General features: G+C 64.2%; 11 protein-coding genes and 1 pseudogene. 8 read left to right on the forward strand and 4 right to left on the reverse strand.

Features of this window, described 5'->3' with window-relative positions:
• Positions 1 to 102: 102 nt before the first annotated feature.
• Together RTW82_RS30725 and RTW82_RS30730 are read left to right on the forward strand one after the other, a co-directional pair.
• Positions 103 to 1,161 carry a DUF2167 domain-containing protein gene (locus RTW82_RS30725; protein WP_043246203.1) on the forward strand — a complete coding sequence of 353 codons (1,059 nt, stop codon included), beginning with the start codon at positions 103 to 105 and terminating at the stop codon, positions 1,159 to 1,161.
• Between the two features lie 303 nt (positions 1,162 to 1,464).
• Positions 1,465 to 2,772, forward strand: coding sequence for a Wzz/FepE/Etk N-terminal domain-containing protein (locus RTW82_RS30730; protein ID WP_316927452.1), 1,308 nt, complete (start codon positions 1,465 to 1,467; stop codon positions 2,770 to 2,772).
• 77 nt (positions 2,773 to 2,849) lie between these two features.
• Here the strand turns inward: RTW82_RS30730 and RTW82_RS30735 are convergent, their stop codons facing one another.
• The 3 genes from RTW82_RS30735 to RTW82_RS30745 form a co-directional block, all read right to left on the reverse strand.
• Positions 2,850 to 4,124, reverse strand: coding sequence for an OmpP1/FadL family transporter (locus tag RTW82_RS30735; RefSeq protein ID WP_021222717.1), 1,275 nt, complete (start codon positions 4,122 to 4,124; stop codon positions 2,850 to 2,852).
• 192 nt (positions 4,125 to 4,316) lie between these two features.
• Positions 4,317 to 4,796: a hypothetical protein gene (locus RTW82_RS30740; protein ID WP_021222718.1), complete on the reverse strand. Its 480-nt coding sequence runs from the start codon at positions 4,794 to 4,796 to the stop codon at positions 4,317 to 4,319.
• 252 nt (positions 4,797 to 5,048) lie between these two features.
• Positions 5,049 to 5,903: a sulfurtransferase gene (locus RTW82_RS30745; protein WP_021222719.1), complete on the reverse strand. Its 855-nt coding sequence runs from the start codon at positions 5,901 to 5,903 to the stop codon at positions 5,049 to 5,051.
• An 85-nt stretch (positions 5,904 to 5,988) separates the two neighbouring features.
• Between RTW82_RS30745 and RTW82_RS30750 the strand changes: the two genes are divergently transcribed.
• Positions 5,989 to 6,780: a lysophospholipid acyltransferase family protein gene (locus RTW82_RS30750; RefSeq protein ID WP_184487980.1), complete on the forward strand. Its 792-nt coding sequence runs from the start codon at positions 5,989 to 5,991 to the stop codon at positions 6,778 to 6,780.
• A gap of 87 nt (positions 6,781 to 6,867) precedes the next feature.
• Here the strand turns inward: RTW82_RS30750 and RTW82_RS30755 are convergent, their stop codons facing one another.
• On the reverse strand, positions 6,868 to 7,929 hold the full coding sequence (locus tag RTW82_RS30755) for an SMP-30/gluconolactonase/LRE family protein (protein WP_316927453.1): 1,062 nt from the start codon (positions 7,927 to 7,929) through the stop codon (positions 6,868 to 6,870).
• Between the two features lie 417 nt (positions 7,930 to 8,346).
• On the opposite strand from RTW82_RS30755, the gene dapA reads away from it, so the two are divergent.
• The 5 genes and pseudogenes from dapA to RTW82_RS30780 form a co-directional block, all read left to right on the forward strand.
• Positions 8,347 to 9,201, forward strand: a complete 855-nt coding sequence (gene dapA / locus RTW82_RS30760) for a 4-hydroxy-tetrahydrodipicolinate synthase (protein ID WP_316927454.1) — start codon at positions 8,347 to 8,349, stop codon at positions 9,199 to 9,201.
• An 85-nt stretch (positions 9,202 to 9,286) separates the two neighbouring features.
• A complete protein-coding gene (gene rnd / locus RTW82_RS30765) occupies positions 9,287 to 10,417 on the forward strand; it encodes a ribonuclease D (RefSeq protein ID WP_021222724.1) in 1,131 nt (376 codons plus the stop codon).
• A complete protein-coding gene (locus tag RTW82_RS30770) occupies positions 10,414 to 10,707 on the forward strand; it encodes a YcgL domain-containing protein (protein ID WP_316927455.1) in 294 nt (97 codons plus the stop codon). Before rnd ends, RTW82_RS30770 begins: the two co-directional genes overlap by 4 nt.
• Positions 10,707 to 11,639: a D-2-hydroxyacid dehydrogenase gene (locus RTW82_RS30775; RefSeq protein WP_316927456.1), complete on the forward strand. Its 933-nt coding sequence runs from the start codon at positions 10,707 to 10,709 to the stop codon at positions 11,637 to 11,639. Before RTW82_RS30770 ends, RTW82_RS30775 begins: the two co-directional genes overlap by 1 nt.
• Before the next feature lie 631 nt (positions 11,640 to 12,270).
• Positions 12,271 to 12,370 (forward strand): annotated as a pseudogene (locus RTW82_RS30780) (IS110 family transposase); the annotation flags it as partial.

Below are 12,370 nucleotides of genomic sequence, written 5' to 3' on the forward strand. Positions count from 1 at the left end.
CGCGGGATAAATATTTCCGAATATTTCGGCTGGTTCCGTTTTCCCGGCCCGGCCCGTGGTAACGTCTCGCGCCTGTCTTTTTGCCCATCCATGGAGTTACCCATGTCGATCAAGGAACTGATCCTGGCCGGCCTTATCGCCGCCGCCATTCCTTCCGCATTCGCCGCCAAACCCGAAGCCCCCGCCGAAGAACCCGTTGCCGCCACCCAGGCGGAAGAGGAGGGCGAGGCCACCATCGAGGAAGATGGCCAGACGATGTCCGAGGAAGAGTTCCTCGCCAGCCTGAACTTCCAGCAGGGCAAGGTGGTGATCGGCGACAACCTCGCCACCCTCGACGTCCCCGAGCAGTTTGTCTTCCTCGCTGGTGAAGACGCCGAACGCGTGCTGACCGATGCCTGGGGCAACCCGCCGGATGAAGTCCTGCCGCTGGGCATGATTCTGCCCAAGGGCATCTCGCCACTGGCCGACGAGTCCTGGGCGGTGACGGTTGAGTACGAAGAGAACGGCTACGTCTCCGACGAAGATGCCGCTGACATCGACTACGGCGACATGCTCAAGGACATGAAGGAAGAGGCCAAGGCCGACAACAAGTGGCGTGCCGAGAACGGCTACGAGCCGGTGCAACTGATCGGCTGGGCCGCCCAGCCGCGCTACGACGCCGAAGGCCGCAAGCTGCACTGGGCCAAGGAGCTGAAGTTCGGTGACGCCGAGACCCACACCCTGAACTACAACATCCGCGTGCTGGGCCGTAAGGGCGTGCTGGTGCTGAACTTCATCGCCAACATGGACCAGCTGCCGACCATCGAGCAGAACCTGCCGGCGGTGCTGGCCATGACCGAGTTCAACCCGGGCAACCGCTACGCCGACTTCAACCCCGAGCTGGACAAGGTCGCGGCCTATGGCCTGGGCGCCCTGATCGCCGGCAAGGTCGCCGCCAAGGCCGGCCTGTTCGCCATCCTGCTGGTGTTCCTGAAGAAGTTCTTCTTCGTGCCCCTGGCCATCGGCGCCTGGATCATCAACCGCATCCGCGGCAAGAAGAAGGAAGCACCCGCCGAGGCCCAGCCGCAGCCCGCTCCCGAACCGCAGCCCGTGGTGGTGAGCGAGCCGGCGGCGACGGTGATGGACATGAACAAGGACGACAAGCCCAAGATCGTCGAGTGAATGACCTCGAGTGAATGAAAAAAGCCCGGACCTGTCCGGGCTTTTTTATGGAATGAAGGCTAATGGCCATCTGTGAATTATGCCTCTGCGCTTGTAGGCGCAGTGCTGATATCTCTTTCACGAGCTACAGTTTTTCTACCTACCTGTGCTACTTTGCGATCCCCAAGTTATTGCTCGGTCTTTACCGGTGCTCGGTGAGCTCCGGAGGTGGAGTGGGAATGCCGCTGAATGGGTCCAGCTATGTGAGTTCTTGTTTTAAAGTGCCCTACTTAAGTTTCGTCTAGCTGTCATGGAAGAAAAGATATGAATGCCCCGCTAATACAGCCGTATAGAACCTCTAACGACATAGAGTTCTTCGTTCTATTGAAGGGTATCTGGAAACAGCGTCGCTTGGTTCTTGCAATTACTGTTGTATCGCTCGTTCTCGCAGCAGTCTATGCGTTTGTGGCAACTCCTCAATATAAGGTTCAGAGCATACTTAGGCCGGCGTCTCTCAAGGATCTGGACCAGCTCAATGAGTCAGGTTTCTACTCAATAACGCCTGAGGCTTCATTGGAGCGGGTAATGAATGCGTTGGGCTCATACAGCTTGCGTTTGGATTATCTGAACTCTCATTTGGAGCTTGTCAAGGACATGCGTAAGGCGGATGAGCCTTTGAACCAATTGCTCGATCGCCTCAATCGTGAGGCGTTCTCAATGATTGCCTCTGAGGTTAAAGCGGCAGGAGAGCCTCGTTCATATCAAGGGATCAGTTTTATCTATCCAGAGGGTGTGGATGGTGTTGCCATTACCAATGGGTTGGTTATGGCCGCCATTGATCATGAGCGGAAAAAATTGCAGGAAGACATGGATGTTCTTGTGAATAATCGGCTCTCGATGTTACAGGCGCGATTCAGTGCTGAGAAAGCGCGTTATGACGCTGATAAGGCCTCTCGTATTGCAGAGTTATTGGAAAGTGACCAGTTGGACAAGGCTTTGTTTCAGGACGAGCTCAGAGCACTGCGGCAGCAGTTGCTAACTGGTCGGCAGAGTCGTATCAAACAGCTGGATGAAGCGATCCTGATTGCAGAAAAATTGGGGATTTCCAAGCCTACAACGCCCTCGGCAATGGCGGAAAGTAGGGTGGGAGGGCAGGGTAATTTCGTTCGGACCGAAGTTAATAACCAGCAAAATCCTTTATATTTCATGGGCGTTGAGGCGCTGTCTGCCGAACGCACGACGCTTCTGTCTCGTACTTCTGATGATTTCGTCGAGCCAAAAATTGCGAAAATCCAAACAAAGTTGAGCCGTTTGGAAAATAATCGTCAGGTTGAGACGCTTAGGGCGCGTAAAAATGAGGATATTTTCTTCAAGGATATCGTGGAGCTCAGTGGCGAGCGTGCGAAGTTGGAATCTTTGAAAGCCGAGTTCGCACTTCTCGATTTCTCTAAGTTACGCTTGGTCCATGTAGATCAAGTGGCTTCGAGCCCTGAGGAACCTGTGAAACCCCAGAAGTTCTTGATTCTTCTGTGTGGTTTAGTCCTAGGTCTCGTAGTGGGGGGATTCATCGCCACTATTCGTGTCTTGGTCCGACATGCCATGGAGCCTGTCCGACAAGAGGTCTCCGTGTAGCCTTACGATTTTATTGGTGGAGCAAAAAAGGGCCGATCAGTTTTCTGATCGGCCCTTTTTGTTGAGGCAGGATTCTATCAGAAGCGGTAGGTCACCTGAGCCCCCAGGCCGTGGGCGCTGTTCTTGTAGGTGGAGCTGTAGCGGCCCTTGGTGGCGCTGGTCTGGTTCACTTCGGCATCGTCTTCCTTCAGGTAGGAGTAGGCGACATCGACGGTCCAGTCGTCGCTCGGGCTCCAGGCGGCGCCCAGGCTGAGGATCTTGCGGTCGTCGGTGGGGATGCGCGGCGAGCGGTGCTCGTTGCGGGTCGGGGTCTGGTCGTAGGCCAGGCCGGCGCGCAGGGTCCACTGCGGGTTCAGCTTGTAGGAAGCGCCCACGGCGTAGGACCAGGTGTCGCGCCAGTCCTGCTCTTCGGAGATGGTGCCGATGGGGCCGGCCGAGCCGCCCAGCAGTGCCGGAACGCCCTTGTTGTTGACGGTGATGTCCTTCAGGCGGCTCCAGCGGGTCCAGGTGCTACCGGCATAGAGGGTCCAGTCGGCGTTCAGGTCGTGGGTGACCGAGAAGTCGACGGATTCGGGCGTCTTCAGTTTCAGCGAGGCGTCGTACTCGTTGCCGGAGAAGGGGCCGAAGCCTGTGCCGGAAACCTGGGTATCGCCTTTCAGCTTGTAGTTGACCATGGAGTGGTAGGTCAGGCCGAAGCGGGTGCTCTGGGTGGCTTCGAACAGTACGCCGACGTTGTAGCCCAGCGCGGTGTCGTCGCCCTTGACCTTGACCTTGCCATCGTTGCGGCCGGGGGTGGCCGCGTTGAGGGTGGCGGAGGTCAGTTCACCGTCGATGCGGTTGATGGTCGGGCCGAAGCCGACGGAGAGCTGGTCGTTGATCTTGTAGCTGATGGTCGGCTGCAGGGTGATCACGCGGACTTCGCTGCGATCGCCGTAGTAGCGGCCTTCGAAGCCGGACTCGTAGTCGGTGATCAGGCCGAAGGGCACGTACATGCCGAGGCCGAAGGTCCATTTGTCATCGATCGGCTTGACGTAGTAGCCCATGGGCACGCCCATGAAGGGGACCATGTCGCCGTCGTTGCTGCCGCCGAAGGTGCTGCTGTGGTCGTCGATGTCGGTCTTGGCGTCCAGCAGGGCAAGGCCACCACTGACCTGTTCGCGCTTGAGGCGCGACATGCCGGCCGGGTTGCCGAACACGGTGGTGGCGTCATCAGCGGACGAGGAGCGACCGGCGAAGGCGGTGCCCATGCCACTGACGCTCTGTTCGTTGATGGCGAAGCCGCCGGCGAGGCTGTAGCTGGATGCAGCGCTGATGGCGATTGCGAGGCTGGTCTTGAAGACTCTTTTGATCACGGGTGACTCCTGGGGACTTTGAGGCAGGTGGCGGAAACTATCAGGATTTCCAGACCCCTGCCAGCTTCCGGGAGTTCCCGGAATAGAGCGTTTTCTCTGGCTTTATGGCATCAAAATGCCTGCAATTTCGCCGATCGGGCATATTGCATTGGACGCTCGTTCCTGACTGGTCGGTCAGTGAGCGGTTTTGTCCTACGCGACCTTCGCCGAGGGGCCTACCCAGCGTTGCCAGGCATCCAGGTAGTCACCGGGTGTTCCCTGAGGGTTGAACACCTGGCGCCAGATGGCGGCCATGCCCGCCCAGTCGTCGGCGGCGGGCATCACCAGCACTTCGGTTTCGATCAGCAGCCAGGCGATGGCGGTGGCGTAGCGCAAGTTCACCGTCAGCTCCATGTGCGGTGCGGCGAGGAAGGCGTGCTGGCTGGCCAGGCCGCGCACCAGGCTGGCGAGTTCCGGGTCGCGTGCCAGGTGCAGATCCCAGAGGCAGCGGTGGTGCTCTTCGCTGATGTGGTAGAGGCCGTAGCCAGCCTTGTCACCCAACGCTGAGCCGAGTGCCGACTGGCAGGCGGCGGCGCCCAGCAGCAGGGACTCCGCCATCGGCGATGGTCGCTGCAGGTAGAGCAGGGTGGGGCGGATGACGTGTTCACAGAGGTCGCTGGCGGCTATTCCCATGGTGCCCTCGCGAGAAAGGTGCCGGCGGGACCGGGGGCATCTGGCAGCTTCTCGTTCTCGGAAAGGGCCCCGCCGGAAGCGGGGTTAGCCGCTCGATTTGAAGTGTAGTGCGATGAAACCGCTGTAAAGGCCTGTTTTTAAACTGTTTGAAGCCGTGATGGCGGCGGCATATATCCCAGGGTGATTAAAAAATGATCGCTGGCAACCGGCCTCATACCGTTTCGGTACCTGGCCGGTGAGAGCCGCGTGGCGTCATTCGCCCTTGGCCAGCGGGCGTGCCGGGTCATTGATCCATTCGCTCCAGGAGCCGGCGTAGAGCGGCGCCAGCGGGTAGCCGGCCAGACTCAGGGCGAACAGGTTGTGGCAGGCGGTGACGCCGGAGCCGCAGTAGGCCACGAGGCCGTCCACCGGGCGCTCGCCGAGGAAGGCGGCGAACCGCTGGCGCAGGGTTTCGGCGGGGAGGAAGCGACCGTCGGCGCCGAGGTTGTCGGTGAACACTGCGCACTGCGCGCCGGGTATATGGCCGGCCACCGGGTCGATGGGCTCCACCTCGCCCTTGAAGCGGGGCAGGGCGCGGGCGTCGAGTAGGGTCAGGTCAGCGTTGCCCAGGCGGCCCTGCAGTTCGTCGGCGCTGCGCAGCAGGGTCGGGTCGGCCTGGCCGCTGAAGTGGCCCCGGGGCACTTCGGGCACCGCGACTTCCAGGGGCAGGCCTTCATCGCGCCAGGCCTTGAGGCCGCCATCCAGCAGGTAGACGCCTTCGCGCTTGCCCAGCCAGGCCAGCAGCCACCAGGCGCGGGCGGCAAAGGCGCCGGGGCCATCGTCGTGGAGCACCAGGGTGCTGCCGTTGTCGATGCCCCAACCGCGCAGGCGCTCCACCAGGCGCTCGGGAGCGGGCAGCGGGTGGCGGCCGGTGACGCCCTTCTGCACCCGGCCGGAAAGGTCGTGCTCCAGGTCGGCGAAGCGGGCGCCGGGGATATGCCCTTCGGCGTAGCTGCGCTGGCCGTAGGCGGGGTCGTCGAGGGCGAAGCGGCAATCCAGCACGATCACGCCCGGTTCGTTCAGGCGGGCTTCCAGTTGCCGGGGGCTGATGAGTTGCGCGAGGGGCATGGCGGTGTCCTGTGTCCAATCGATGACAGTGGGCATCATAAGGACAGCCGCGCGCCGCGTCGCGCTGATCGATGGGGAGCCGTCCATGCCCAGCCTGCAATCCTTCGCCGAGAGCGCCAACCTCGCCCGCCGTATCGGCGTGGTGCTCGGGTCACTGTCGCTGACCCTGTTCTATTGCCTGTTGATACTCGGGCGGGGGGCCTGCGGGCGCCTCGACCGCGCGCGGGTCGACGCCTACACCCGTGCCTGGTCCCGGGGCCTGCTGCGCCTGGTGCGGGTGCGCCTGTCGGTGCACGGCAGCCTGCCGGATTTCAACGACGGCCGCCGCTACCTGATCCTTTGCAACCATTCCAGCCACTACGACATTCCCGCCAGCTTCGTCGCCCTGCCGGGCTCGATCCGCATGCTGGCCAAGCAGGAGCTGTCGCGCCTGCCGTTTCTCGGTGCGGCGATGAAGGCCGGTGAGTTCCCCTTCATCGACCGGCACAACCGCGAGCGGGCCCTGGCCGACCTGCACAAGGCGCGGCAGATGATGGAGAGCGGCATCGTGCTGTGGGCGGCGCCGGAAGGTACGCGCTCGAAGGATGGCCAGTTGCAGCGTTTCAAGAAGGGCTGTTTCCACCTGGCGCTGGATACCGATGCGGTGATCGTCCCGGTGGCCATCCGGGGCATCCATCAGGTGCTGCCGGCGCGTACCTGGCGGTTCAACCTCGGCCTGCCGGTGTCGCTGCACGTGGGCGAACCCATCGATGCCGCGCAGTTCGATGTGGAGCGCCTGGAAGAGCTGATGGCACGGACCCATGGGCAGATGCAGGCGCTGCTGCACCCTCAGCCGGCGCGGGTGGTTCAGGGCGTGCGCGAGACGGTGCCGGCCTGAGTGCCGGCATTACCGCCCCTGAAATGAAGAAGCCCGCCGATTGGCGGGCTTTTCGTATCCGGTAGCGGGGTGCGGTTCTTGCGATTCTCAGTGGATCTTCAGCTTGCCGATGCGGTCGTTGTCCAGGCTGCCGAAGTAGAGGTAGTCGCCCACCGGTTTCACCGAAGTGATCATGCGCAGGTGGGTGCCGCTGGTGTCGTGCAGGCTGCGGATGATCTGGCCGTTCTCGTCGAGGGCGATCACCAGGCCGTATTTCTCCGCCTTGGGCCACAGGGCGCGGGGCAGCTTGGCGATCTGCGCCTTGAGCCAGGGCTGGGTGTGGAGGAAGTCGGCGTCGGCCTTGCGCGGGGAGGGCAGGGCGACCCAGAAGGTGCCCTTGCGGTCGCCTTGCAGGTTGTCCGGCAGGCCCGGCAGGTTGTCTATGAACACGTCGTGGGTGCCGGCCTTCTCGCCGCTCAGCCAGTAGCGGGTGATGCGATAGCGGTAGGTTTCGTTGACCAGCACGAAGTCTTCCTTGGCCGAGAGCGCCACGCCGTTGCCGAAGTACAGGTTCTTGAGCAGCACCTCGACCTTGCCGGTGGCCGGGTCATAGCGCATCAGGCGGCCGTGGGGGCGGCCTTCGAGCAGGTCCAGCAGGTAGTCCGGCTGCTCGAACTTGGCGGAGGCGTCGGTGAAGTAGATGCGCCCGTCGCTGGCGATGTCCAGGTCGTCGGTGAAGCGGAAGGGGCCGCCTTCGGCCTCGGTGGCGAGGACCTTGATCTGGCCTTGCGGGTCGATGCTCAGCAGGCCCTTGTAGGCGTCGCCGACGATCAGGTTGCCCTGGGCGTCGAAGTCCATGCCCAGCGGGCGGCCGCCGGTGGTGGCGAAGGTCTCGACCTTGCCGTCGGCGGTGATGCGCACCACGCGGCCGTCATGCAGGCCGGCATAGACGCGGCCCTGGGCGTCCACCGCGGTGTCCTCGGGGCCGTGGATCTGCCCCTTGGCCAGCAACTCGGCCTTCATCAGGGTGTCGTTGGGCTCCATCACGCCGGTCATGGGCGGCGCCTTGGGGGCGTCCCAGGCGACGGGGTCGATGGGGCTCTTGGTGATGGCGAGGTAGATGCCCGCAGCGGCGATGAGCAGGACCAGCAGGCCCAGAAGCTTCTTCATGTCCGAATTCCCTGGCGGTGGGCCCGTCATGGGCCTGGTTATTGTTGGAAGGGCTTTTTAGCAGCCATGGCCGGCCAGCGCCAGACACCGGGCCCGGCTGAATGGCTGGGGTGCGACGTCGCCGCAGTTGACAGGCTTGTAGGGATTTTCGCAGTATCCCCGTCTCGCACTTCCGCACCGAGCTACTCCATGCCCGCCATCTTCGCCTCCATCGCTTCCGTTCCGGCCCTGCCGGCGCTGGTGCTTGGCGTTGCCGCGGGTAAATCGAAGAAACAGTCGCTCATTTGACCGGGGCGTGCTGTCCCGTCAGATGGGCTGACAGGACAGTGGACGCGAAGGTCGAAACCTCTCTTGCACGAACACTCCCCGCCAGCCTCCGACGGTGACTTTTACGGTCAGCCTGAAGGAGTTTTCGCTATGCCTGTGTTTTCCGGAATCTGGGTCGCCCTGGTAACCCCCTTCGCCGATGGCACCATTGATTTCCCCGCCCTGCGTCGCCTGTCCGCGCACCTGCTGGAGGCCGGCGTCGCGGGGCTGGTGGTGTGTGGCAGCACCGGTGAGGCGGCGGCGCTGAGCAAGCGCGAGCAGCTCGCGGTGCTCGATGCCCTGCTCGAAACCGTGCCCGGCGAGCGCCTGGTGATGGGCCTGGCCGGCAACAACCTGGCAGAGGTCCTGGCCATGCAGCACGAGGTGCAGAAGCGCCCGGTGGCCGGCCTGCTGGTGCCAGCGCCTTATTACATACGCCCCTCGCAATCAGGGTTGCTGGCCTGGTTCGGCGCCATCGCCGACGCCGCCGCGGTGCCAGTGATCCTCTACGACATCCCCTACCGCACCGGCTCGCGCCTGGAGCTGGAGACCCTGCGCGAGCTGGCCCGGCACCCGCGCATCGTGGCGATCAAGGATTGCGGCGGCGAGATCGACAAGACCCAGGCGCTGATCGCCGACGGCCAGCTCGACGTGCTGGCGGGGGAAGACGCGCAGATCTTCGCCACCCTCTGCCACGGCGGCACGGGCGCCATCGCCGCCTCGGCGCACATCCACCCCGAACGCTTCGTGGCCATGGCCGAGCGCGTGGCAGCGGCCGACTTGGTGGGCGCACGGGCGATCTTCCGCGAGCTGCAGCCGCTGATCCGCCTGGCCTTCGTCGAGCCCAACCCGGCGCCGGTGAAGAGCCTGCTGGCCCTGCGCGGGCTGATCCGCGACGAGTTGCGCGCGCCCATGCAGGCCAGCTCGCCGGCCCTGCTGCAACGCCTGTGCAGCGAGCTGGGCTGACCTGTGCCGCCCCACGCGGAATGACGGGTGGGGCGGGGATGGGGTTGCGATATATACTTCGCGCCTCTGAACCGAGGAGAGCCTTGTGGCCATCGACTTTCACTGGATTCGCGACGACGCCGAACTGGCCTCCCATTGCGCCCGCTGGCGCAACCTCAGCTTCGTGGCCCTGGACACCGAGTTCATGCGGGTCGACACCTTCTACCCGAAGGCCGGCCTGGTGCAGGTGGGCGACGGCGAGAGCGCCTGGCTCATCGACCCCCTGCTGATCAAGGACTGGCGCCCCTTCGCCGAGCTGCTCGAAGACCCGGCGGTGACCAAGGTGCTGCACGCCTGCAGCGAGGACCTCGAAGTCTTCCTGCGCCTCACCGGCAGCCTGCCGCTGCCGCTGCTGGACACCCAGCTGGCCGCCGGCTACCTGGGCATCGGCTACTCCATGGGCTATTCGCGCCTGGTGCAGGCGGTGCTCGGCATCGACCTGCCCAAGGACGAGACCCGCTCCGACTGGCTGCAGCGCCCGCTCACCGAGATGCAGGAGCGCTACGCCGCCGAGGACGCCATCCACCTGGCCGAGATCTACCGCATCATCGACGAGCGCCTGGACGCCACCAAGCGCGCCTGGGTCTTGGAGGACGGCGCCGAACTGGTGGCCAACCTGCGCCGTGAAGTGGACCCGTACGAGCTCTACCGCGACGCCAAGCTGGGCTGGAAGCTGTCCCGCCAGCAGCTGGCCGTGCTGCGTGACCTCTACGCCTGGCGCGACCTCGAGGCGCGCCGCCGCGACCAGCCGCGCAACCGCATCGTCCGCGAGCACGCCCTGTGGCCGCTGGCCAAGTTCCAGCCGGACAACCTCGTCGCCCTGGCCCGTGTCGAGGACATGCACCCGCGCACCGTGCGCCAGGACGGCAACACCCTGCTGAAGATGATCCGCGAAGCGGCCGAGCTGCCCCCGGCCGAATGGCCCGAGCCGCTGCCAGAGCCGCTGCCGTCGGAAGCCACCACGCTGCTGAAGAAGCTGCGCGCCATCGGCCAGGCCGAGGCTGAGCGCCTGGGCATGGCGCCCGAACTCATGCTGCGCAAGAAGCACCTGGAAGCCCTGCTCAAGACGGGCTACCCCAACGGCCCCTACAGCCTGCCCGACGGCTTCAAGGGCTGGCGCCGCGAACTGATGGGCCAGGCACTGCTCGATGCCCTGGCCGGAGACAACGCCCCATGAAACGCATCTGCTCCATCTACAAGAGCCCGCGCAAGAACGAGATGTACCTCTACGTCGAGAAGCGCGATGCCCTGGTCCGTGTACCCGAGGCACTGCTGGCGGCCTTCGGCACGCCGCAGCACGCCTTCGACCTGGTGCTCAGCCCCGAGCGCCAGCTGGCCCGCGAGGACATCGGCAAGGTGCTGGAGAACCTCGAGAAGCAGGGTTACCACCTGCAGATGCCGCCGGGTGAAGAGGAATACATCGAGCACCTGCCCGAAGAACTGCTGCGGATGAACGACCCCATCTGATGAAAGTCCTCCTCGCTGACGAGAAACACCTCCGCCACGCCGAACTGCTGCTCGCCGCCATCCCCTCGCTGGATGTGGCCGGCAGCGACGACCCGGACGAGCTGCGCGCCCTGGCGGCGGACCGGCCCATCTGGCTGGGCAGCCCGGAGCGGGTGGTGGAACTGCTGCAGGCCGGGTTCGCCCCGCGCTGGGTGCAGTCCAGCTGGGCCGGCATCACCCCGTTGCTGGCGGCGGGCCTGCCGCGCAACTACCGCCTGACCCGCGCCGTGGGCATCTTCGGCCAGGTGATGGCCGAGTACATGCTGACCTACATCCTCGCCCACGAGCGCCAGCTGCTCTCGCGCCTGGCCAGCCAGGTGGAACGCCAGTGGGATGCACGCATGCCCAGCAGCCTGGCCGGGCGGCGGGTGCTGGTCGTCGGTGCCGGTGATATCGGCCAGAGCGTTGCGCGCTTCCTCGCGCCGTTCGGGGTCGAGCTGCGCGGCATCGCCCGCGAGCCCCGTGCCCTGGAGCCGTTCAGCCAGGTGCTGGGGAAGGACGCCCTGGCGGAGCAGGCGGCTTGGGCCGATTACCTGATCAACCTGCTGCCCGACACCCCGGCCACCCGTGACGTGTATGACGCCGCACTGTTCGCGCGCCTGCAGCCGGAGGCGCTGTTCATCAATGCCGGGCGCGGTGTGGCGGTGGTGGATGCCGACCTGGTCGCCAGCCTGCAGGCCGGGCACCTGGCCGGTGCGGTGATCGACGTCTGCCGCGAAGAGCCGCTGCCCCCCGCGCACCCGTTCTGGACCGCGCCCCGGCTGCTGCTCACCGGCCACAGCTCGGCGCCTACCCTGCCGGAGCTGCTGGTGGGGCTGTTCCTCGACAACCTGGCGCGCTTCCAGGCTGGTGAGCCGCTGCGCGGCGAGGTGGAGTTCCAGCGCGGCTACTGATGCCAGCTCGGTGGGCCTCTGCGTGGTGATGGCGTTCGTGTTCTCCGGCAGCACCGCTGGTGGATGAAAAGAGCGTCATCCACCCTACGCCCGGCGGCATCTCCGGTTTCAGATGGGCGCTTTTGCGGGGCACCGAACCGATCCCGGCACAGATGGCTTGCGTAGGCTGGACCACGCTTCACCGGTCCACCTTTCGTGCTTCCAGGCAACATCGTTGGTGGATGAAAAGAGCGTCATCCACCCTACGCCCGGCGGCATCTCCGGTTTCAGATGGCCGCTGTTGCGGGGCACCGAACCGATCCCGGCACAGATGGCTTGCGTAGGTTGGACCACGCGTCACCGGTCCACCTTTCGTGCTCCCAGGCAACATCGTTGGTGGATGAAAAGAGCGTCATCCACCCTTGTATCTCGACTAACTACCCCTTCAGGGGTAATAGTTCCCGACTGATCATCGGGGGAGGGGCTGGAAGTCGTGTCCACCCTTAGGCCCTGAGCCTGCGACGTAGATAGTGCTCCGCCCCTCCACACTCACTCGAACAGCCCGAACGGTATCTTGAGCCCAGAGCTCGCATTCACAAGGTTGGGCCGGGTGCAGTGATGATCGCATTTGGAACGATCAGGAGGAGCTCACATGCCCAGTGTCATTGGTATCGACATTGCCAAGCACACGTTCGATATCGCCACCCTGCAGGCGAACGGCAAGTACCGCACCAAGGCCAAGTTGGCCAACA

The organism is Pseudomonas sp. zfem005 (assembly GCF_032621735.1).
GTDB classification, from domain to species: Bacteria; Pseudomonadota; Gammaproteobacteria; order Pseudomonadales; family Pseudomonadaceae; genus Metapseudomonas; species Metapseudomonas solani.